Annotated in this window: 24 protein-coding genes; 4 read left to right on the forward strand and 20 right to left on the reverse strand. The window is 41.2% G+C overall.

The window, feature by feature from the left end; genetic code table 11:
* Positions 1–123 precede the first annotated feature (123 nt).
* The 5 genes from PHC85_00805 to murA all read right to left on the reverse strand — a co-directional run bounded on the left by PHC85_00805 (position 124) and on the right by murA (position 5284).
* Complete coding sequence (locus PHC85_00805) at positions 124–1185, reverse strand: site-2 protease family protein (protein MDD5032647.1); 1062 nt, start codon at positions 1183–1185, stop codon at positions 124–126.
* 9 nt (positions 1186–1194) lie between these two features.
* On the reverse strand, positions 1195–1746 hold the full coding sequence (gene frr, locus PHC85_00810) for a ribosome recycling factor (GenBank protein MDD5032648.1): 552 nt from the start codon (positions 1744–1746) through the stop codon (positions 1195–1197).
* Positions 1747–1939: 193 nt separating this feature from the next.
* Positions 1940–2605 (reverse strand): hypothetical protein, encoded by a 666-nt coding sequence (locus PHC85_00815; protein MDD5032649.1) that lies wholly within the window; start codon positions 2603–2605, stop codon positions 1940–1942.
* Positions 2606–2999: 394 nt separating this feature from the next.
* Positions 3000–4010, reverse strand: a complete 1011-nt coding sequence (locus PHC85_00820; protein MDD5032650.1) for a rod shape-determining protein — start codon at positions 4008–4010, stop codon at positions 3000–3002.
* Positions 4011–4015: 5 nt separating this feature from the next.
* A complete protein-coding gene (murA, locus tag PHC85_00825; protein ID MDD5032651.1) occupies positions 4016–5284 on the reverse strand; it encodes a UDP-N-acetylglucosamine 1-carboxyvinyltransferase in 1269 nt (422 codons plus the stop codon).
* A 216-nt stretch (positions 5285–5500) separates the two neighbouring features.
* On the opposite strand from murA, the gene PHC85_00830 reads away from it, so the two are divergent.
* Both PHC85_00830 and priA read left to right on the forward strand, forming a co-directional pair.
* Positions 5501–6445: a hypothetical protein gene (locus PHC85_00830; protein ID MDD5032652.1), complete on the forward strand. Its 945-nt coding sequence runs from the start codon at positions 5501–5503 to the stop codon at positions 6443–6445.
* The gene (gene priA, locus PHC85_00835) at positions 6445–8340 is read left to right on the forward strand and encodes a primosomal protein N' (GenBank protein ID MDD5032653.1); all 1896 of its coding nucleotides are present in this window, start codon (positions 6445–6447) and stop codon (positions 8338–8340) included. Before PHC85_00830 ends, priA begins: the two co-directional genes overlap by 1 nt.
* Before the next feature lie 18 nt (positions 8341–8358).
* Here the strand turns inward: priA and PHC85_00840 are convergent, their stop codons facing one another.
* Positions 8359–8775, reverse strand: coding sequence for an NUDIX domain-containing protein (locus PHC85_00840; GenBank protein ID MDD5032654.1), 417 nt, complete (start codon positions 8773–8775; stop codon positions 8359–8361).
* Between the two features lie 111 nt (positions 8776–8886).
* Between PHC85_00840 and def the strand changes: the two genes are divergently transcribed.
* Entirely contained in the window at positions 8887–9411 is a 525-nt protein-coding gene (def, locus tag PHC85_00845; GenBank protein ID MDD5032655.1) for a peptide deformylase, read from the forward strand.
* A 52-nt stretch (positions 9412–9463) separates the two neighbouring features.
* On the opposite strand, the gene PHC85_00850 is transcribed toward def, so the two are convergent.
* Positions 9464–9964 (reverse strand): hypothetical protein, encoded by a 501-nt coding sequence (locus tag PHC85_00850; protein MDD5032656.1) that lies wholly within the window; start codon positions 9962–9964, stop codon positions 9464–9466.
* 156 nt (positions 9965–10120) lie between these two features.
* On the opposite strand from PHC85_00850, the gene fmt reads away from it, so the two are divergent.
* Positions 10121–10996: a methionyl-tRNA formyltransferase gene (gene fmt, locus PHC85_00855; protein MDD5032657.1), complete on the forward strand. Its 876-nt coding sequence runs from the start codon at positions 10121–10123 to the stop codon at positions 10994–10996.
* Here fmt and PHC85_00860 read toward each other — a convergent pair.
* The 13 genes from PHC85_00860 to PHC85_00920 all read right to left on the reverse strand — a co-directional run bounded on the left by PHC85_00860 (position 10974) and on the right by PHC85_00920 (position 19729).
* The gene (locus tag PHC85_00860) at positions 10974–12617 is read right to left on the reverse strand and encodes a hypothetical protein (GenBank protein ID MDD5032658.1); all 1644 of its coding nucleotides are present in this window, start codon (positions 12615–12617) and stop codon (positions 10974–10976) included. The two genes, fmt and PHC85_00860, sit on opposite strands and share 23 nt — an antisense overlap.
* A gap of 3 nt (positions 12618–12620) precedes the next feature.
* Positions 12621–12887 carry a hypothetical protein gene (locus PHC85_00865; protein ID MDD5032659.1) on the reverse strand — a complete coding sequence of 89 codons (267 nt, stop codon included), beginning with the start codon at positions 12885–12887 and terminating at the stop codon, positions 12621–12623.
* A 95-nt stretch (positions 12888–12982) separates the two neighbouring features.
* A complete protein-coding gene (locus PHC85_00870; protein ID MDD5032660.1) occupies positions 12983–13306 on the reverse strand; it encodes an HPF/RaiA family ribosome-associated protein in 324 nt (107 codons plus the stop codon).
* A gap of 38 nt (positions 13307–13344) precedes the next feature.
* The gene (locus PHC85_00875; protein ID MDD5032661.1) at positions 13345–13794 is read right to left on the reverse strand and encodes a YbhB/YbcL family Raf kinase inhibitor-like protein; all 450 of its coding nucleotides are present in this window, start codon (positions 13792–13794) and stop codon (positions 13345–13347) included.
* Positions 13795–13808: 14 nt separating this feature from the next.
* Entirely contained in the window at positions 13809–14267 is a 459-nt protein-coding gene (locus PHC85_00880) for a hypothetical protein (GenBank protein MDD5032662.1), read from the reverse strand.
* Positions 14268–14299: 32 nt separating this feature from the next.
* On the reverse strand, positions 14300–15073 hold the full coding sequence (locus PHC85_00885) for an undecaprenyl-diphosphate phosphatase (protein MDD5032663.1): 774 nt from the start codon (positions 15071–15073) through the stop codon (positions 14300–14302).
* A 104-nt stretch (positions 15074–15177) separates the two neighbouring features.
* Entirely contained in the window at positions 15178–15594 is a 417-nt protein-coding gene (locus PHC85_00890) for a hypothetical protein (GenBank protein MDD5032664.1), read from the reverse strand.
* Positions 15595–15605: 11 nt separating this feature from the next.
* Positions 15606–15812: a hypothetical protein gene (locus PHC85_00895; protein MDD5032665.1), complete on the reverse strand. Its 207-nt coding sequence runs from the start codon at positions 15810–15812 to the stop codon at positions 15606–15608.
* A gap of 27 nt (positions 15813–15839) precedes the next feature.
* Positions 15840–16994 carry a tRNA 4-thiouridine(8) synthase ThiI gene (gene thiI, locus PHC85_00900; GenBank protein ID MDD5032666.1) on the reverse strand — a complete coding sequence of 385 codons (1155 nt, stop codon included), beginning with the start codon at positions 16992–16994 and terminating at the stop codon, positions 15840–15842.
* 5 nt (positions 16995–16999) lie between these two features.
* Complete coding sequence (locus PHC85_00905; GenBank protein ID MDD5032667.1) at positions 17000–17785, reverse strand: SIMPL domain-containing protein; 786 nt, start codon at positions 17783–17785, stop codon at positions 17000–17002.
* Positions 17786–17887: 102 nt separating this feature from the next.
* On the reverse strand, positions 17888–18886 hold the full coding sequence (locus PHC85_00910) for a PHB depolymerase family esterase (protein MDD5032668.1): 999 nt from the start codon (positions 18884–18886) through the stop codon (positions 17888–17890).
* A 92-nt stretch (positions 18887–18978) separates the two neighbouring features.
* Positions 18979–19287: a hypothetical protein gene (locus tag PHC85_00915; GenBank protein ID MDD5032669.1), complete on the reverse strand. Its 309-nt coding sequence runs from the start codon at positions 19285–19287 to the stop codon at positions 18979–18981.
* Between the two features lie 31 nt (positions 19288–19318).
* Positions 19319–19729: a hypothetical protein gene (locus PHC85_00920; GenBank protein ID MDD5032670.1), complete on the reverse strand. Its 411-nt coding sequence runs from the start codon at positions 19727–19729 to the stop codon at positions 19319–19321.
* Positions 19730–19770: the final 41 nt, after the last annotated feature.

Here is a 19770-nt window from a genome sequence, read left to right on the forward strand (position 1 = left end):
GCCCGTTAGAAACATAAAATTTTGAATCTCTAGCGGGATTCATTGATTAAATAATATGGCAGAAATGGAAAAAAGAAAAGCCCGGCTAAAAGCTTTTCTTCAAAAACAAAACGGCTTATTAATCTAAAATAATTGCGCGATATCGCGGTAAGTAACCAAAACCATAAGCCCGATAAGAATCGCGAAACCGAGCCCGTTTGAAACGGAAACAACTTTTTGCGGGATAGGAGAACGTTTTATTGTTTCTATCACCAAAAAAAGCAATCTGCCTCCGTCGAGCGCAGGAAACGGCACAAAATTTATTATAGCGAGATTTATTGAAAGAAGTCCTAAAAGCTGAAGAAGATATGCAAATCCTGTTTGAGAAGCCGCGCCCACCAAACCTGCTATACCGACAGGCCCCATAACCTGAACTTCCGCCCCCTCTCCTTTTACAAGCTGCAAAACCATACTTCCTAGAGCTTTAGCCGTGGCGGAAATAATAAAAACAGTTTCCTTAAAACCTTCCGACATCGCCTTGTAAAAAGGCATTGGAACTATCGCTATATTCCCCATCGCTATTCCCAAAGCGCCGCGGCCGCCTTCCGGATTTTGATCCGGAACGGCAAAAACTTTGTAAATTTCATTTCCCCTGGCGTATTCCACTCCTATTTCCTCGCCTTTATGGTCCGCGATAAAATTTTGAACTTCCGAAATTCTTTGCGGTTTAAAAAGTCTGCCTTCGTAATAAAAATTCAATAAACTGTCGCCGGGCGCGATGCCCGCTTTTTCAGCCGGCGTTCCTTTTTGAACTTCCAGAACAGTTATGCTGCTTCCCGGTGTTCCGTCTTCAACAATCGTCGGCGCGCCGGCGGCGTTTACGGCGGAAAAAAGCATCCAAGCCAAAAGCAGATTGAAAAAAACTCCGGCGGCTAAAATCGCCGCTTTGGCGTACACAGGTCTCGCGCCAAAACTTCCGGGCTCTTTGGCGGAAGAATCCTCGCCTAAAATTTTTACGAAACCTCCCAAAGGAACGGCATTTACCGAATAAACCGTTTCTCCTTTTTTAAAACCGAAAAGGCGAGGAGGAAAACCAAACCCGAACTCCTCGACTTTAGCGCCGAAAATTCTTGCAAAAAGGAAATGTCCCAGTTCATGGGACAAAACCAATATCGCCAAAGCGGCTATAAATAATATAATTTCCATAAATCCGCGTTAATTTTTTATTTCATCTTTCTTTTTTTCCGCCATCTCTTCAAGTCTTTCGGAACACTCGTCAAATATTTTTTGGAGTTCGTCTTTAAAACGAAACTTATCGTCTTCGCTAAATTCTTTCTCTTTTTCTTTCTCTTTTATGTCTTTTAAAACATCGTCCCTTTCCCTTCTCATCGAAATTCTCGCTTCCTCAAGTTTTTCCGAAACAAGTTTCAAGAGAGCTGTTCTTCTTTCCGCGGTAAGATCGGGAAAAATGACTCGGATCGTTCCTTTTTCGGTAATAGCCTGAGCTCCCAAACCGGAAGCTCTTATCGCTTGTTCAACCGGTAAAACAGAATCGCTGTCCCACGGCTTTACAAGCAAAGTCCTGGCGTCCTCAACCGCTATGGAAGCAACTCCCTTCAGCGGATTTTTAGCGCCATAATAATCAACTTTCACGTTTTCTATCAACGCGGGGGTGGCGCGGCCGGTACGTATAAGAAAAATTTCATTCTTAAACCACTCCTCTGTATCCACCGCTTTCTTTTTAAATTTTGTGAAATCGTAAGGCATTCTTCGTAATGCACTATCGCATTTAAAAAACGATAATGCAGTAATTTAAATGATAATCGATGTCCGTTAATTCCTTTTCCCGCCACGCGTCAGGGAAAGCACGCGAGAATGTTTATTACGGGATATGTTTTTATTATATCAAACAAATCCCCGGATTGAAAAGTTTTAAAAACATAATCTTAAAAATCAAACCTCATTTTGTTTTCGGTAAAAAATATGCCAAATGTTCCAAAACCATTTTCGGATAAGCGCCAGGGGAAAGGAGCATTTCTCGGCACTTCGCGGTTTCCTCCGCAATCTCCGCGTTTATAACCGCGCCCTTTAAAAAATCACCGTTCAAAACCTCCACAATTCCTCCGAGAAAAGATACCGCTTTCTGTTTATCCGATATAAACGGTTTTAAAATTTCCAGCCGCTTGTCAATCGTTGAATTCAAAAATTCCAAAATAAATTCCTTGTTTTCTGCCAATGAGGAAGCGGGTATTTCAAAATCTTCCGGGAAAAGCCTTGACCTAAGAGTACCGGGTATATTTTCTTTTGAGCCGGTAATGAGAAAAAAACGGCTATCCGCCGCCGGCTCTTCAAAAGTTTTAAGCAGAGCGTCGGAAGATTCCTTCGTAAAGAAATCGGCCATTACCACAAATACCCTGCCCTTCCCCGAAAAAGATTTTTGAGAAGACCATGTTCTTAAAAGTCGGCTATGGTCTATTGAAAGGGTGGCTGTTTCAAGAAGGAAAAAATCGGGATCGGAATTTATACTATCCCGCGTTTTTCCTAAAATTTCCGAAGCTGCGGCAATCGCCTTGTTTAAAGCCGTTTTTTTGTCGCCGGTAAAAAGGTATCCGTGTTTGAAGTCCATTTTCTATATTATTACCTGCTAAAGAAACAAAAACAAACCCTGCCGGAGAAAAAAAAGACGGGTTCTAAACGAACCCGTCCAACGCTGCTGCATGGGATATTGATTATAACGGATAACGTCCGCGTATGCGCGCGGATAAAAGGTCGATCCGGATTCGCCTTCGTCAGTTCTAATCCCCCATAACAGCCGCGATCCGGGCTCGATAAATTTTTATAGAAAGAACTTCAAACCCGGGTCGCGACTGTTAACTTTTATTTCAACATTACTTTTTAAAAAACTTAATAGCGGTTATTATTATAGCCGACTAAAAAAATCTGTCAAACCAAATTTGTTTTTCCTCAAACAAAGCGGATATAAAACTCCCATTGCGGATTAAAAACAAGAAAATAAAAAATTACCTTTTTGCCACGATGCTTCTCTTGTACGCGTCCAAATGCTCCAAAGCCACGCCAGTGCCTTTGGCGACACAAAGCAAAGAATCTTCGGCAACCTCCGCCCTGACCCCGGTAGAACGAAAAACAAGTTCGTCGATATTTCTCAAAAGCGAAACCCCTCCGCTCATCAAAATTCCCAAATCAATAATATCCGAAGAAAGTTCCGGCGGAGTTTCCTGAAGAACATGTTTTATCGCCTTTATTATTTCTTTAAGTTCAAACTCAATCGCTTTTACAACCTCATTCGTGGAAACTTCTGCGCTGCGAGGAAGACCGGTCAAAAAATCTCTTCCTTTAACGGTGCATTTAAGCTCGTCGTCAACCATGACAGCCGAACCTACCGCTATCTTTATCTCCTCGGCCGTTTTTTCGCCTATAGCCAAATTAAAAGCTTTCTTAACATAATTAATAATGGCTTGGTCAAGTTTATTGCCGGCAACTTTTACCGAAGTGGAAAAAACGATACCGCCCAAGCTTATAACGGCGGCATCGGTAGTCCCTCCTCCTATATCAACTATCATATGACCGCAAGCTTCGTGTATGGGAACTCCGGCGCCAATGGCAGCGAGTATCGGTTCTTTCACTACATAAGCCGAACGCGCCCCTGCTTTTACCGCCGCCTCGACTACCGCCCTTTTTTCGGTTGACGTTATTCCGGCAGGAACGGATATCATTACTTCCGGTTTAAAAATGTTAAATTTCCCGATGGATTTTCCGATATAATATTTAAGCATCGCTTCTGTCGCGCGATAATCGGCGATAACCCCGTCTTTAAGCGGACGATAAGTCATTATCGTATCGGGAGTTTTCCCGACCATGTCTTTGGCGTCATCGCCTACGGCAAGAATTTTATTGTCAGGAACGGATATGGCGACAACGGACGGTTCGTTTAAAACAATGCCTTTGCCATACACAAAAACCAAAGTATTCGCTGTCCCCAAATCTATTCCAAGTTTTCTGGCAAAAAACATAAAAGTTAAATGCGTTTTATTGTCGCGCCAATGTTTGAAAGGCGTTCCTCTATTTTTTCATATCCCCTGTCTATATTATAGATATTGCTTATTTCCGATTCTCCTTCCGCGGCAAGCGCCGCGGTAAGAAAAGCCAGCCCGGCTCTCAAATCAGGGCTTTCCATTTTTCTTCCCCTTAATTTTGTCGGACCTTCAATTATCGCCCTGTGGGGGTCGCAGATAATAATCTTCGCTCCCATTCTTTCCAAATCGTTTAAATAATTCAGGCGGCCGTCAAATACCGTTTCAAAAACCATGCTTTTGCCTTCTGCTTGCGTTAAAAGCACGGAAAAAGGCGCTTGCATATCCGTTGAAAAACCAGGGTATTCATGAGTTTTTATATCAACGGCCGTAAGCCGTTTCGGAGCGCTGATTAAAAGATAATCTTTGCCTATTTTAATATCAACCCCTGTTTCTTTTAAGGCGGAAAGTTCGGCTCGCATGTGAGAAGGGTCGCAATCGGATATTCTTAAATTTTTTCCCAAAATTGACGCGATAACCGCAAAGCTGCCCGCCTCCACCCTGTCTGGCGGAGTTTCAAAAACTCCTTTTTCCAAAAGTTTGCCCGATCTTCCGTTTATTTCGATCGTATTGGTTCCCGCTCCTTTTATGTCGGCGCCGCTGGCATTTAAAAAATTAGCGAGGACCGCTATTTCCGGTTCGCACGCCACGTTTCTCAAAATTGTCTTCCCGTAAGCCAGAACAGCGGCCATCATCAAAGTTTCGGTCGCCGTAACACTGGGAAGCTTAAAAAAAATATCCGCGCCTTTTAATTTTTTAGCTTCTATCCGATAAAAATTTGTTTCTTCAATGACACCAGCGCCCATCTCTTTGAAAGAGTCCAAGAAAACATCTATCGGTCTCTTCCCGATAACGCACCCGCCGGGATGCGGGAAAAAAACCCTGCCTTCGCGCGCCAGAATCGGTCCGGTTAATACGACAGAGGAACGGAGAAGCGTCGCGATTTTCAGATCCATTTCGGGCTTTATGCCGGAAGAAATTTTATAACGAAAAGTCCTGCCCTCTTCATGAAAGACTTCAACGCCCAAACTGCCAAGCAGGCAATTCATCTGCAAAAAATCTTCTATAAAAGGAACGTTCTTTAAAACAACTTCTTCCTTAAAAAGAACGGACGCGGCTTGAGCCTTAAGGACGGCATTTTTAGCTCCGTTGACGCGGAGAGTTCCTTCAAGTTTCTTCTTTTTTCCAAGCCCTTTAATCAAAAAAGAGTTCATTCCAACCGATTAAATTCAAAATTAAATATTAGTTTAAAAAACACCTGCTTCTGTGCTTTTAATTTCGCCTTTGCTATTTTATCCTAGACTTTTAGGCGTTTTTTTGCAAATATAATAAATATGATGACTCGCAGAAAAAGAAGGGTGTTTTTTCTTATATCGACAGGTGTTTTTCTGTTTGTGTCCCTTGCCGTCGTATTTTATAGCCAAGGGTACATGCTGGACAAAAATTACAAAATAACGCGCAAAGGAGGACTCTACATAAACACACCGATTGAAAATTCCGACATATATATAAACTTAAAGAAAGAAAAGACAACCAGTTTCTTAAACCGCGATTTGCTTATGTCGAATATTGAACCCAAAAAATATTCGATACTTATTGCCAAAGAAGGCTACTGGCCTTGGGCGAAGACGATAGAAGTCAAGCCGGGCATGGTTATAGAAGCAAGAGCGATAATGGTAAAAGAAAATCCACAGGGAGAATTTATCTTAAAAGGAAAATTCTCGCGCATCTGGTCTTCCCCATCGGAAAAAATAATTGCGCTGAAAGAAGAAAAAAACGGAGTTTTTGATTTGCTTTTCTATCTGCCGGAAAATAATGTTTTTCTCACCCCCCTCAATTCATCTTCAAAATATCTCTTGTCCTTTAAAAAAGAAATCTCCGGCGTATCTTTTGAAAACGGAAGCGTTTCCTTTAAAACGGAAAAGGGAAATATAAAAGCCGATTTTGATTTTTCAAAAAACAGCGTGTCCGCGACGCAGACGGACGTTCTTCCGGAAAAATCCGATTACGAGAAAACCGCGAGAAGAGGACAGGAAAAAATTTCATGGAATCCTGAAACAAACGAGGTTTTTGTGGAATGGCTGGAGAAAAACTCGACCCCTCCGCAATATATTTGCGAGGAAAAATGCGAATCTCCCATAAAGATATTCAAAAGCTTCTTGAAACTGAGGAACGCGGATTTCTTTCCGGGGAGACCGGATGTGGCAACGATAGCCGTGGGCAACGGAATTTACGCCCTTGAAATAGACGGAAGAGGAGGTCGCCTTATTTACCCTCTATACAAAGGCAAAGAACCGGATTTTGCCCTGCTTGGAAGCGAAAAAAACGTCTACATAATAGACGACGGTTCTCTTATAAAAATATCTTTGGAGTAATGAGCTTAAACCTGGTTAAAATTGTGCCAATCACAAAAGGCGCAGCCAAAGAACTTTTTTACTTTTCACAAAAAGACATAAAAAAAGGCTCGATAGTTTCCGCCGAAATAAGAAAAAAAGAAACTCCTTGCCTTGTTCTCTCTTCCGAAAGCATAAAAGACGCCAAGTCCAGAATAAAAAATTATTCTTATCCCCTAAAAAAGATTTCATCAGTAAAAGCTGATGGTTTTTTTACCGAAGAATTTATTGAAGCGGCAAAGGACACGGCCGATTATTTTCTCTCTGCCGCGGGCAATGTTGTAAAAGAACTTTGTCCGCAGGCTATTCTTGAAAATCCGCCGGCGGTAAAAGATGCCTTTTTGCAGGAATCGCTTCTAAAAAAAAGATTGCGCTCAAAAGAATTGCCCGGACTTTTATCGCTTCAGTCACCTCTTCCGAATAGAATAATTTTCTATAAAAACCTGATAAGGTCTGAATTCGCCAGAGGAAATTCAATATTTTTATGCCTCCCCACTTCCGCCGAGGCAATGCGTTTGTTTAAAGAAATTGAAAAAGGAATAGAACAGTTTTCATTCATCTTCACGGCAAAGACTTTAAAAAGGGACCTGAAAAAAAACTGGGCTAAAGTTATGGAAGAATCTCACCCTGTATTTATCACGGCAACCCCGCTTTTCCTTTCTGTTGCCAGAAAAGATATAAAAACTTTCATAATAGAAAACGAGGGTTCTTTCGCGTATAAAAAACCGCGAAGGCCTTTTTTAAATTTCAAAAAAGCAGCGGAAAATCTGGCGCGGCGGAACGAAGCGAAAATAATTTTTGCCGACGAGATACCCAGCGCGGAAATTCATTATAAAATCTTCGCGGGAAAAATTACGGCGGCAGCTCCGGTTCAAGAAAAAATAACATCCACCGCCGAGCAAACGCTTGTTGACGCTAAAAAACAGAAAACCGTCCTGAGCGAAAAGATAATAAAAATGGTTGAAGAAGCGTCAACAAATAATCAAAAAACCATACTTTTCATAAACAGGCGAGGTTTCGGATTGCAGACGATATGTGAAGACTGCGGAAAAATAATGGTCTGCCCAAGATGCGAAACGCCGCTTACCCTTCATAAAACTTCGGGGAATGAATTCTTGTGCCACAAATGCTTCAACAAAACTCCCGTCTTTGAAAGATGCCCTGACTGCGGAAGCTGGAGAATGAAAACTTTAGGCTGGGGCATACAGGCGGCGGAAGAAGAACTAAAAGAAAAATTCCATAATTTAAAAATTTTGAGGCTGGACGCCGATTCGGCAAAAACAAAAAAACAGGGTCGGGAAATTATGAAAAAATACGAAGATTCGCCCTCCGCGGTCTTAATAGCCACGGAAATGCTTTTCTCTTTCTGGGGCGAGGAAACGGACAATATCGGAATCGTATCCGTTGACAGCATGCTTTCTTTGCCGGATTTCAGGATAAACGAAAGAATTTTCCGGCTTCTATTCCTCTTGAAAACCCGCGCCAGAAAAACTTTTATTATCCAGACAAGGATGCCGGAAAATCCGATTTTTGAAAACGTTATAAAAGGAGACGCTTCCGGCTTTTATCGTTTTGAGCTGGATTCGCGAAAAAATTTTGGATACCCGCCGTTCAAAACTCTTATAAAAATAATTCTTGAAGGCAGAGACAAAAACACGGCGCAGAAAGAAATAACCTCTCTTGAAAAGAAACTGGAAGATTACAATCCGACAAGCTTTTCCGCGTTTACACCGAAAATAAAAAACTTCTACCGGTTTTTCACGCTTCTTAAAATAGAGCCGGGCAAGTGGCCCGACCAAGAGCAAAAACTTTTTGAAATTCTGTCTTCTCTGCCCCGAGAATGGAAAATAGACGTCGACCCGGAAAGTTTGCTGTAAGAAAACTCAAGACAAAAATTATTTACCAAGATAATTTTCAAAAGCCAAGACTAAATCATCAATAAGCCCGTATTTTTTATATTCTTTCGGGTCAATCCAAATATATTCTTCATGGTCTTCGCTTAATATTACCTTGTCCGAGCCGGCAAAACATTCAAAAAAAGTCCCGATAATTTGCCACTGCTCTTCCCTTACAACAGGCCTCCATTCATTAACAAAAAATGGTCGGCCAATTCTAACGCTAAGTCCCGTCTCTTCCTTAATTTCACGGATTAAATTTTCGTCAAATCTTTTTCCTGGCTTAACCCGGCCGCCTGCCACGTCAAATTTTCCCGCATTTGCCCCGTCCTTGTATTTTGCGGATTCTTTTAGCAATAACACCTTCCCGTTATAAATAATAAAGGCTTTTGTAGCGGCAAATAATTTAATTTCCATCTTATTTAAAATGGTACTCTTGGAATACGTTCAAATAAAGCCCTTCTTCTTTTCCAAAAACCCGAAAAGGCCCGTCATTCAAAAATATTTAAAATTCCCTATAATACAGGTATGGAAGAAACAGGAAACGAAAAAATCAAAATCTATCAAAAAGGCGAAAAAGTGCTCCGTGAAAAAGCGAAGAATGTTCCTGTTTCCGAGATAAAAAGCAAAAAAATTAAAGCTATACTAAAAAAGATGGCTGAAGCCGTTGCCGAAAACGAAGAAGCTGTTGCTGTTGCCGCTCCTCAGATAGGAGAAAGCCGGCGTATTTTTCTTATCTCGAAATGGGCGCTTAATTCGGAAAAAGAGAAAAAAGAATTTGAAGGACAAAACATAGTCTTCATAAACCCGAAAATAATCAAAGAGTCCCAAAAGAAAAAATCTGTTCCTGAATCCTGTCTCAGCGCCCCGAATCTTATGGGGGTTGTGGACCGCGCCGAAAAGATAAAAGTGGAAGCGTATGACGAAAACGGGGAAAAATTTGAACGCGGAGCTTCCGGCTTTTTTGCCCAGGCGATTCAGCATGAAATAGACCACTTGGACGGCGTGCTTTTTATAGATAAAGCCGAGAACCTGCAAAAATATAAAAAATAAAATACGCGCAAATAAATCCTTTATATGCAAAGTGGTTTCGAATATAAAGGATTTATTTGGTGTTATAATTTTTTGACACGGGTTTGTCAATCTGTTCTATATCAATTTGGTCAATATCTCTGCCTAGCCTACCCTTATATTCAATCAAATCAAACATTGGTATCACTTTTATTTTTATTCCAAATTCTGAGATACATTCGGCTTTATTAAAATCGATGTCTCTTTTTATCCAAACATTATTTTTTGTGTTCAAATATTCGGCACTATCTGCATCACAAAGTTCAATTTGTTGCCCATGATAATTTAAAATTTGATAAATTAACTTCCAGTGCGAACCCACATGATAATCGGGGCCAAACTGACTATATTCTTTTACAGCTTCAGCGATTTTAGCAAAACCAGAATTTGGAATAAAAATATCAATATCAGCTAACTCACGCGTTGATCCATAACATATCGCCGCTAAACCACCCTCGATTTGATAAGGAATATCACTGTTTTCTAAAATATCAACTATCCATTGAAGAGCTCTTGTTGTTTTTTTATTTTCCATGTAAGTGTCAAAAAAATATAATTTCCGATAACTCGATTACGCGCGAAGTGATTTCACTTATTATACATAATATCGCCAGTTTTATGAATATCATGTATTATTTATTTACTAGCCTTGATTATAAGGGAAAAAACTAATGGATATCTTCTAAAAAATATGGACAAAGCCAGAATCGTATTCTTCGGCACGCCGGAATTCTCGGTAAAAATTCTTGAGGCGATGAAAAACGCCTGTTTTTTGCCGGCACTTATAATTACCGCTCCGGACAAGCCAAAAGGACGCGGAATGAAAATGGCTCCCTCTCCCGCAAAAGCTTGGGCGGAAAAAAACTGCATAAATCATATTGAACCGTCCTCTCTTAAAAAAGACCCCGAAATAGCGATAAAGCTTTCGGAAATGAATCCCGACCTTTTTGTAGTAGCCTCTTACGGAAAAATTCTCCCGAAAGAAATTCTCGATGTCCCCCGAAAAGGCACGTTAAATGTCCATCCTTCGCTTCTTCCCAAGCTCCGCGGCGCGTCGCCTATTCAAGGAGCAATTTTATCGGGTGAAAAAGAAACCGGAGTAACCATTATGCTTATGGACGAAAAAATGGACGAGGGTCCAATTTTGGCCAAACAAAAATTGGAATTTCCGATTGCCAATTTAAGATTTTCAGAACTGGAACAAGAGCTTGCGGAGTTTGGAGGAAAAATTCTGACGGAAACAATTCCGAAATGGCTAAATGACAAAATAACTCCGCAACCGCAAGACCACTCACAAGCCACTTACACCAAACTCATTAAAAAAGAAGACGGTGAAATAAACTGGAGCGAGCCAGCAGAAGCAATTTTTAGAAAAATACGGGCATATACTCCTTGGCCCGGAGCTTACACTTTTTATAACGGAAAAAGAATAATAATAGCTGACGCCGAAATAAAGAATGACTCGCTTGATATTAAGCGAGTCAAACCCGAAGGCAAAAACGAAATTTCTTTTAAAGAATTCTACAAAAACAATCCCGAATTTCCTAATTGCCGAAAATCTGAATAAACGGCCACAAGATAATTCCTAAAACAGACGGCGCCGCTTCATAAGAAGTTGGAAGCGATTCCGCGCTCGGCGCTGGTTCAACACTCGGCGGAACTATCTCTACTTCAATATGAGGAACTTCCACTGTGGGAACGTATTGTTCTCCCGCAGGCATTTGTTCTACTGGAGGCCTCATTTCTCCCGGGGGCAATTGCTGGTAATTGACAGAAGGCGGAACATATCCTACTCCCTGTCCGCTGTCATCCATAGGCATATAATTACCTCCTTCTTGCGTCCTGTAATTTTCATCTCCAGGAGGCATTCCCATATCTCCTCTTTCCGGAAATTGAATTTCTTGCCGAGGCATCATCTGCGCTTGCTCGCCATTAAAGTCAGGATATTGCCCTGACTCTCCGCCAGGAGGACCGTATATTATGTCTCCCTGCTGTGGCTGTGGCATCATACCTCCTTCGCCGGGAGACATAGGGGGCATCATTCCTTCTTGAGGCATCATGCTTTCTTGAGGCTGCATCATAAAAAATTGCTGCATTCTTTGAGCTTGGTCCATCTGCTGCATCATGCCTTGAACTCTGTCTTTGCTCATCATCCCGGTATCGGCCGCGAAATTCGCGCACTCCTCAATCCGCGCCGGATCGCCGCAATAATTGCTGCATTCTTCAATTGACCTGCATCCTCCTGGTCCGGGCTGCTCTCCCATTTTACCGATAATACTCATCTGTTTTTCCATCATTATCGCTTCTTCAGGAGAAAGAAGTCCGCTTTCTTTTGAAAAATTGAAACAAGTTTCCCTATTTTCTTCTTTACTGCAAAACGCGTCGCATTCTTCCGTGTTTTTACATCCTCCGGGACCGCCAATGCTCATCATCTTCTGCGCTTTTTCAGCTTCTTCTCGCGGCATAAGTCCATGCTCCACCGCAAAATTCATGCACTCTTCCATACGGCTCGTATCGTCGCAATACGCTTTGCACTCTTCGGGATTTTTACACCCTCCGGGACCCGACCCTGCCGCTTCAAGAATTTCCATCGCTTTCTGTTCGTCAATTTCCGGCCCTTTCGGCTTACCAATATCTCCCTTCGCGATTTTAATCATAAAATCTGCTTCTTCCTGGGAAATTTTTCCTTCATCAACCACAAATTTCATACATTCTTCTATATTATCGCGATTTTTACAATAACTGTCGCAATTTTCTCTTGACTGACATCCGCCAGGCCCTCCCTTTGCCGCTTTTTCTCTTATCTTGTCCGCCTCTTCCGCGGAAGTGTATCCGTTTTGAACTCCGTAATTAAGGCACTCGTCAAGATTCTCCAAAGACCGGCAATACATATCGCAAGATTTCGGAGTGGTGCATCCACCCGGTCCGGCAACAGGGTCCTCGGGCTTATTTTCCATCTGCGCCATATCCTCCATCCTTTTGGCTTCCATCGCTGAAAAAACTCCCCGGCTTTTGCCCCACTCAATGCAAGAAATTTGATTGGCTGGATTATCGCAATAAATTTTGCATTCTTCTTGCGAATTGCAGCTGCCAAGCTCGGCAATCGGATAAGAAATTTCCAAGGGGTTTTGCGCCGAAACGACAAACCCCGCAAAAAGCAAAATCGCGATTAAAATAATTTTTCTCATATTTTATTGAGCGAAAGGATTTTTATAAGCGTCTTTAAAAGGATTGGCCGCATTTTCTATGTCATTAAAAACATTGGCTTCTTCCACAACCTTTGATAATTCATCGTCTTGCGCTTTCTTCTGCTCGGCCAAAAGTTCGGAACGTCCGGTTTCCTTGCCGGAAACCACGCCCGCTGAAAAACCCTTATATTCACCATAATAATAACCGCCGAAAAGGCCCACAAACAAAGCCACAATGGGCAAGACCATCAAATATGTTTTTTGACTCATTTTGTTAAAAAATTAAATTAGTAATTGTCATTTACTCCATTCTACAACAAAACTCCCCCCTGGGCGGGAGGAGTTATCCACAAAAAAAGAAGAAATTACGATTTTAATTTTTTTTCCTTGAAATCACGTATTTCTCTGCGCGCCCTTTGGTTGGCTTTGTCTATCGCTTGGCGCCATGTTGCACCGTTTCCCTCAGCCCTGATTCCCTTTGCCGCTCCCGGAAAAATTATTTGCATTTCAGCCCTAAAAACATCTCCCTTGCTGTGTTTTTTAACTCTTTCTATTTCAATTTCAACTCTCCAGTCAACCCCTGTTTTTTTGGAAAATTTTTCAACCATTATTCCCGCTTTTTTTTCTACGAAATCGCGGGTTTTTTCTTCCAACTCAAAATTTGTCGCCTTAAGATTTAAATTCATCATACTTTTTTAACAAGAAACTCCCTTAAGAAGTTTCTTGCCTATTTTCTTCCATAAAGGCCCACAAGTGTCGCTTGGTCCAAAACGCGAGGTTCCATTGTTTGTTCCAAAGTTTTTTTATCTATACCCGAAGGCAAATCCAAATATCCGTCAAGGGCATAAAGCTTAAACATATACCTGTGTTTTTTCGCTCCTGCCGGAGGGCAAGGACCTCCATATTCATTTCTGCCAAAATCGTTTCTCCCCTGCAGCGCGCCTTCGGGAACGCTGTATTCTTGAATTTCTTCGATTTCATCGGAAATATTGAAAACTATCCAATGGTCAAAAGTGCGGCCCGACGTGGCGTCAGGATCATCCATTATCAAAACCAAACTTTCCGCTCCTTCAGGGATGTCGCTTACCAAGAGAGGAGGGCTGACATTTTCACCGTCGCAAGTGTATTTTACCGGAATGTCGGAACTATTTTCAAAAGCAGGGCTCGATAAATTCATAAATAAAATAAAATTTAATAACCGGCGACATTTAAATTGTTTTCTAACACAAAACTTCTTAAAACGCCCTGCGAAGCGGCGATTCTGACAATATCATCCATCATTACTATAACAAACGGCACAAGAATTATTATCATCAAAATGCTGAGAATTTTTTCGTTTCTGGACCAATCTTTGCGCCATATTTCGTAAAAAAGAAGTATTGAATACAAACTTATGGAAAAAGGAACGATAAGCGTTATCAAAAACACGACTCCCCAAAGAAGATAAGAAAGTCCCAAAAGAGAACCGGAATTTATTATGGTATGCCATATGAACTTCAAGGCAAGCCAAAGATTGCCCGCGTAAAAAACAGCGAAGTACGAAAAGAAAAGCAGGTACAAAATAGTAAGAGCAGACCTCCATGTAGGCGCGAAATAAAAACTGAAAATACGAGAAAAATAATTTTGTTTAACAAATTCGTCTTTTATCATATGAAAAAGATTAACTTATTTTTATTATAACACTAAAAAACGATTTGAGAAAAAGCCGAAAGAAGCACCAAAAAACCGAAACTCACGGCAAACCAGCCAAAATTTATCTTTTTTGAAAGCCGGAATAAAAAACCCATTGTTAAAAGCCCGAAAACGAAAGATGTCAGAACACCCGTGATTCCGGAAATTCCTATTTCAATACCGCGGCCGGAAATGAAAAAAAAGACGTTGGCGCAAAAGACGGCGGGAAGGCTCATAAGAAAACTCAATTTTAGAGCATCGGTATCGTTAAAGCGGCGGAAAAGAAGCGAGGCAATTGTAAGCCCGGAACGGGAAAGACCAGGAAGAGAAGAAAAACCTTGAAGAATTCCGGCAATAACTCCATCTTTAAAGTTTACATCTTTCACTTCTCTGAATTCTGATTCTTTTTTCCTAAACAGCGCGAGCCCAGTAATTATAAGAAATATTCCTACGGCTCCGGAAACAACGCCGGAAGAAACATCTGCAAAATACTTTTCGGCGAAAATAACGAGCGGGACCGACACGACTCCCGTAAACAACGTGCTTAAAAAAAGAAAATTAAAAATTTGTCTGTTCTCCTTTTTAAAAATAGAAAAGACGTCTTTTCTCAAATAAATCAAAGCCGCGAAAAAAGTGCCTATATGCAGAAAAACCGCCATTGAATAAGCGGCCGTATAATTTTTACCGAAAAAATTCACTCCGGCAAGAGATACCAGCCCGTCCGAACTTAAAGGCAGCCATTCGGCAATACCCTGAATCGCGCCCATTACAAAACCTTCTAACATTTTTTAATAATACCAAAATCTCAAGCAGAATATAAGCGAACCGGCAAAAAAAGAAGGGACATAAAACATATAAAAATACCCCGACACGAAGTCGGGATATTTTTTTAAACCTCTATATTCTTCGCCTCTTTTCTTATCACTGCCCAATGATAAAGATACAAAGGCAGACCTACTATTATCATCGCCAAATTTATAGAAGCATCCCGCTGGCGCTGGCTTGATACCGGATCAACTTTATCGGATTGTTCTTTCCAAATTTTATAATCAGCGATAATTCTTTGCATTTCCGCCCTTTCGGTTTCCGTGAGCTGCTCTCCAGCCGCGGCTTTTTCTAAATTTTCAACAGGCGCATACACAGGCAATATTTTTGAACTGACTCTCTGCTGGTCATCGGCGCCGGTAAAGACAAACGCCTTAAGCCCCATGTTTATAAACCTCACTCCCGCAATGACCATAAGCGTAAGCCCGACAAGCGAAAACAAATAAAGATAAATCGTTCTTATTATTGTTTGTTTTTTCATTTTTAATTTTATTATTTCATCCCGTACGCTTTTCTCGTTTCCGGGTCATTAACTCTGGCCTGGGCCGTTTTCATTCTTTTTTCTTCTTCTTTCAAAGCTTCCGCTCCTTTTTTCTCTAAAATTTTTTTCTTTTCTTCTTCCATTAATACCACTTTTCTTCCCTGCTTCAATTGTTCCAAATAACCGGGGACCGGTTTCGGCATTTTTTCAAAATTCATGATATTTTTTGCTAATTTTATAATACTTTAATTATACTCCTTGGTTTCCGCCGCCTCAATCGCTTCCAAAATCATTTTTTTCACATCAAAATTTTCCTCGGCTTTTTCAATTTCACTCAGTCTTGCCTTTGTCGCCGGATGGCGCGGCGTAAAAAGCTGGCAGCAATCTTGGTCGGGAATTATGGAAATCTCATAAGTCCCTATTTTTTTCGCCAAATCAATAATCTCTTCTTTATCCATTCCTATAAGAGGTCTTAATATTTGAAAACCGGAAGCCCTGGAAACTACCGACATATTTTCCATGGTTTGAGAGGCTACTTGCCCCAAACTCTCTCCGGTTATCAAGGCTCCGGCTTTTTCTTTTTCGGCGATTTGCGAAGCAATTCCCATCATAAGCCTGCGATATATTACTACGCGATATTTTTCCGGCGCAGACAAAACTATTTTTTTCTGAATTTCACCGAAAGGAACGAGAAATAATTTTGAACCGTGCTGATGCCGGTCTAGAGTTTTTACAAGCTCTTCCGCCTTCTCAATGGAAGCTCTATTCAAAAACGGATAGGCGTGAAAATGAACGAAAACAACCCGGCACCCCCTTTTCATCATCATAAACGACGCGGCAGGAGAATCTATGCCGCCGGAAAGAAGCGCTACCGCCTTGCCGCCCGAATCAACAGGCAATCCGCCGATCCCCTTATATTTTTCAAAATAAAAAATCGCCTTGCCGCTATGCATTTCAACATTGATTGTTTTCCCGGGATTTTTTAAATCAACAATGGCGCCGGTTTTAAGTTTTACGAATTCTCCGAGTTCCCTGTTTATTCCTTCCGAAGTTAACGGAAAATTTTTATCCGAACGGATAGAAGAAATTCTAAAACTTACGGGATTAAAATCAACAATTTCCTTTTCAAGCCGTTTTTTTATCGTTTCCATATCCGGCTTAACCCGAAAGACTGGCATAAAATTGGCAATACCCGGAGTCGCTTTCAAGATATCCCTGACTGCGGCTTCGTCAAAACCTGCTTTTGGAACAATAAAAAAACCGCCGGATATCTTTTCTATCCTTACTCCGCCGTTTTTTACAAACGCTTTTTTTAGATTATTCAAAAGGCGCGCCTCGAACAGGGGCCTGTTTCTTTTCTTTAAGGTTATTTCGTGAAAATGCGCGAGAAATCCATCCACAAATTTTACTTTATCTCGTACGTCAGGCTCACGTTAACGCTAATTTCCTGCGAACCCGGTTCAATTGTTGAAACCGAGGAAACCGTATCGCCGCCCATTCCTATACCAATACCTTTCTCGTAGACAGAATAAGGATAGCCGTCCGATTCGTAAATGGAAATAAGCTTGCCTACTTTAAACCCCGCGGACTCAGCCATTGATTTCGCTTTTTCCTTGGCTTTTTTGATTGCCTCGTCTCTCGCGTCGTTTCGAACAACGGTCGGATCGTCAACCGTAAAAGAAAGCTGGCTTACGGAATTAGCTCCTTTTTCAACAACACCGGAAAGCACTTTTCCTATTTTTGAAAAATCCCTTATTTTTACCGAGACTGTCTGTGTTATCGTATATCCCACGATTTCAGGCGGGGGACAGGTTGAACTGGAAGAACCGGAATAAATTATTCCGCAATTTGAATACTGATATCTCGGCGAAAGATTATATCCCTCGGTTTTTATATCCTTCGGGTCAATACCATTTGACTTCACAAAATCTATCGACGCGTTGACTTTTTCTGTATTTTTCGCTTGAGACGCGCCCACATCCATTCCTCCTTCCGTGATCACGCTAAAAGTAAATTGCGCCACGTCGGGAACGGTCGTTATCTTGCCGTCTCCGCTCACGGTAAAACTTCTGTAAGAAGAAGGCGCGATTGATTTAGAATAAGTTATCACGTAAAAAACCGATGAAAACGCAATGGCAAGAGAAACCAAAATAATCGCCGGCCACAAATAATTTTTCGCTTGTTTTTCCATAAATTAAAATTTTAATAATTTAACAGGTTAATAATAAATTCCAATTATATTCCGATATCTTTATATTGTACCCAAAAAAACGGCTCCGGACAATAAAACTCATTATAAAGCGGTAAAATTTCCCTGCGGAAAATATTTAGGATGATTTTCAAAAAATTCCCATATTATTTCCGACGCGGAAATTGCCTGCAAGGGATCTTCTCCCAAGAACCATGCTTTTCCTCCTCCAGGCCAGCTATGTCCGCCGTTTTTTACGTCATAAAATACAACGCCTGAATTTTCGTCGCAGCCATCATATTCTTCCATTTTAAAAAATTCGTTTTCTGTCTTTCTTGGATTAATCACACACCTGTTATGTCCCACCCAAAAAGAAAGCGCCTTAATGACTGCCGGATGATTGACGCCAAAAATTTTATAAACAGGGTCAGTGGCAAATCCTCCGTAAAAAGGAATGGTATCGTCAGCCTGCCCATGAAAAATTATTATTGACACCGGTTCTGCCGGCTTGCACATCGTCAAATCCATAGACCCTGAAACCGAAGACACGGCGGCAAAAATATCCGATGCTTCACAGGCCATTTTATAAGCCATTATTCCCCCATTGGACATCCCCGCTATATAAATACGGCGCGAATCTATCTTGTATTCTTTTTTCATCTGCCGGACTATTTCTTCAAGAAATTCCGCGTCATCAACGCCGAACGGCTTGACTAAATTACAGCAATAACCTGCATTCCACGTAAGAAGATAATTATTAAAAAGTCCGGTACCGTTCGGATAAACGACAATAAATCTGTTTTTATCGGAAACTTCATCCATTTTCGTAGTTTCTCTGGCGATATCCGCGTTTCCGCCGGCTCCATGAAGCATCAAAACAAGAGGTATGGGGCTTCCGCCGTTATAATCTTTAGGCAAATGAACCAAATAGCTTCTCTCCAGCCCGCCCATTGTCAGATATAATTTAAAATCCGAAGAGGAGATTTCTTTTGGAGTAGTTCGCGCGATTACGAAATTATCAAAAACCCAAGTTCTTAATTGGAAAATAACGGCAATAAGTATCAAAACAGCCAAAAGAGAAACAAAACGCCTGCCTGCTTTCATAAAATAATATTACCAAAAACGGCTGAATTTTGAAATAAAAAAACCGCCAGCCCGATAAGACGGACAGGCGGTTTGCGTTGAATGCGTTTTTTCTAAAGCCTCTTTTTTGAAGAAGAAACAACATACTCTTCCGCTATTTTTCTGAGACGGAATACGCCGTTTATGTTTCTAAAAACAGCGTACTTGTAGGCACCCTCTTTGCGCGCGAAAAAAAACGCGGCGCCGCGAATCATGGGGCCGCAAAAAATTTCCCCCGAACCAATTATAGTCCAATGACCCTCGGGATTTGCGCTCAAGCAGCCTAAACGCTCAAGCTCGTTGGCAATCGGCTCTGCCGCTTCCCAACCATCACCCATCTTTTTCGCCAACTCCTTTATTTCCTTTTCAAAAAAATTTTCCATGGTTCTTTCCCCTTTCCTCCCTGAAGTCTTTTTAAGTTCTAGAAATTTTTTTGACAAGAAAATTCCTGGATTTTCCGGGAAACTTCGCTTCCACATATTCCCAGGCAAATTCCTCCTTTCGAAAATAATAAAGCGTTCCTTCTATGATAGGTCCGGCAAGCTGCACATGCAGATTGCATAGACCCTGAGATAAAGTAGGACGCTTCAATAGTACAAAATTGCCAACAAGAGAAGCCCTGCTTTCAAACATTTCGGAAGACAAAACCGACTCGTTAACAAGAATTTCCGCTTGCTTTTTGGCTTCTTCCCATTTTCTAGAAGAAAGAGCCTGGACAAACGGTTCCCATTTCACATTGATCACGCTGTCGTAAATCCCCATTTTTATATTTCCTCCCTTTTTTCTGTTTTCAAAATTCTTCAAATCCAAGAAGAAATTTACCATAAAAAATAACTTGTGTCAAACACACAAGGGTTCTTAATCCC

Source organism: Candidatus Paceibacterota bacterium, assembly GCA_028711505.1.
Classification (GTDB): domain Bacteria; phylum Patescibacteriota; class Minisyncoccia; order JAHISW01; family Tagabacteraceae; genus JAQTSC01.

Excerpts from the sequence above, each read along its gene's own strand:
- PHC85_00815 (MDD5032649.1), bottom strand. The coding sequence starts at position 2,605 with ATGGACTTCAAACACGGATACCTTTTTACCGGCGACAAAAAAACGGCT.
- PHC85_00865 (MDD5032659.1), bottom strand. The coding sequence starts at position 12,887 with ATGAGTCAAAAAACATATTTGATGGTCTTGCCCATTGTGGCTTTGTTT.
- PHC85_00860 (MDD5032658.1), bottom strand. The coding sequence starts at position 12,617 with ATGAGAAAAATTATTTTAATCGCGATTTTGCTTTTTGCGGGGTTTGTC.
- PHC85_00870 (MDD5032660.1), bottom strand. The coding sequence starts at position 13,306 with ATGATGAATTTAAATCTTAAGGCGACAAATTTTGAGTTGGAAGAAAAA.
- frr (MDD5032648.1), bottom strand. The coding sequence starts at position 1,746 with ATGCCTTACGATTTCACAAAATTTAAAAAGAAAGCGGTGGATACAGAG.
- priA (MDD5032653.1), top strand. The coding sequence starts at position 6,445 with ATGAGCTTAAACCTGGTTAAAATTGTGCCAATCACAAAAGGCGCAGCC.
- PHC85_00910 (MDD5032668.1), bottom strand. The coding sequence starts at position 18,886 with ATGAAAGCAGGCAGGCGTTTTGTTTCTCTTTTGGCTGTTTTGATACTT.
- PHC85_00820 (MDD5032650.1), bottom strand. The coding sequence starts at position 4,010 with ATGTTTTTTGCCAGAAAACTTGGAATAGATTTGGGGACAGCGAATACT.
- murA (MDD5032651.1), bottom strand. The coding sequence starts at position 5,284 with ATGAACTCTTTTTTGATTAAAGGGCTTGGAAAAAAGAAGAAACTTGAA.
- PHC85_00830 (MDD5032652.1), top strand. The coding sequence starts at position 5,501 with ATGCTGGACAAAAATTACAAAATAACGCGCAAAGGAGGACTCTACATA.
- PHC85_00880 (MDD5032662.1), bottom strand. The coding sequence starts at position 14,267 with ATGATAAAAGACGAATTTGTTAAACAAAATTATTTTTCTCGTATTTTC.
- PHC85_00915 (MDD5032669.1), bottom strand. The coding sequence starts at position 19,287 with ATGGAAAATTTTTTTGAAAAGGAAATAAAGGAGTTGGCGAAAAAGATG.
- PHC85_00920 (MDD5032670.1), bottom strand. The coding sequence starts at position 19,729 with ATGGTAAATTTCTTCTTGGATTTGAAGAATTTTGAAAACAGAAAAAAG.
- fmt (MDD5032657.1), top strand. The coding sequence starts at position 10,121 with ATGGACAAAGCCAGAATCGTATTCTTCGGCACGCCGGAATTCTCGGTA.
- PHC85_00895 (MDD5032665.1), bottom strand. The coding sequence starts at position 15,812 with ATGAATTTTGAAAAAATGCCGAAACCGGTCCCCGGTTATTTGGAACAA.
- PHC85_00840 (MDD5032654.1), bottom strand. The coding sequence starts at position 8,775 with ATGGAAATTAAATTATTTGCCGCTACAAAAGCCTTTATTATTTATAAC.
- PHC85_00850 (MDD5032656.1), bottom strand. The coding sequence starts at position 9,964 with ATGGAAAATAAAAAAACAACAAGAGCTCTTCAATGGATAGTTGATATT.
- PHC85_00875 (MDD5032661.1), bottom strand. The coding sequence starts at position 13,794 with ATGAATTTATCGAGCCCTGCTTTTGAAAATAGTTCCGACATTCCGGTA.
- PHC85_00905 (MDD5032667.1), bottom strand. The coding sequence starts at position 17,785 with ATGGAAAAACAAGCGAAAAATTATTTGTGGCCGGCGATTATTTTGGTT.
- PHC85_00805 (MDD5032647.1), bottom strand. The coding sequence starts at position 1,185 with ATGGAAATTATATTATTTATAGCCGCTTTGGCGATATTGGTTTTGTCC.
- def (MDD5032655.1), top strand. The coding sequence starts at position 8,887 with ATGGAAGAAACAGGAAACGAAAAAATCAAAATCTATCAAAAAGGCGAA.
- PHC85_00885 (MDD5032663.1), bottom strand. The coding sequence starts at position 15,073 with ATGTTAGAAGGTTTTGTAATGGGCGCGATTCAGGGTATTGCCGAATGG.
- PHC85_00890 (MDD5032664.1), bottom strand. The coding sequence starts at position 15,594 with ATGAAAAAACAAACAATAATAAGAACGATTTATCTTTATTTGTTTTCG.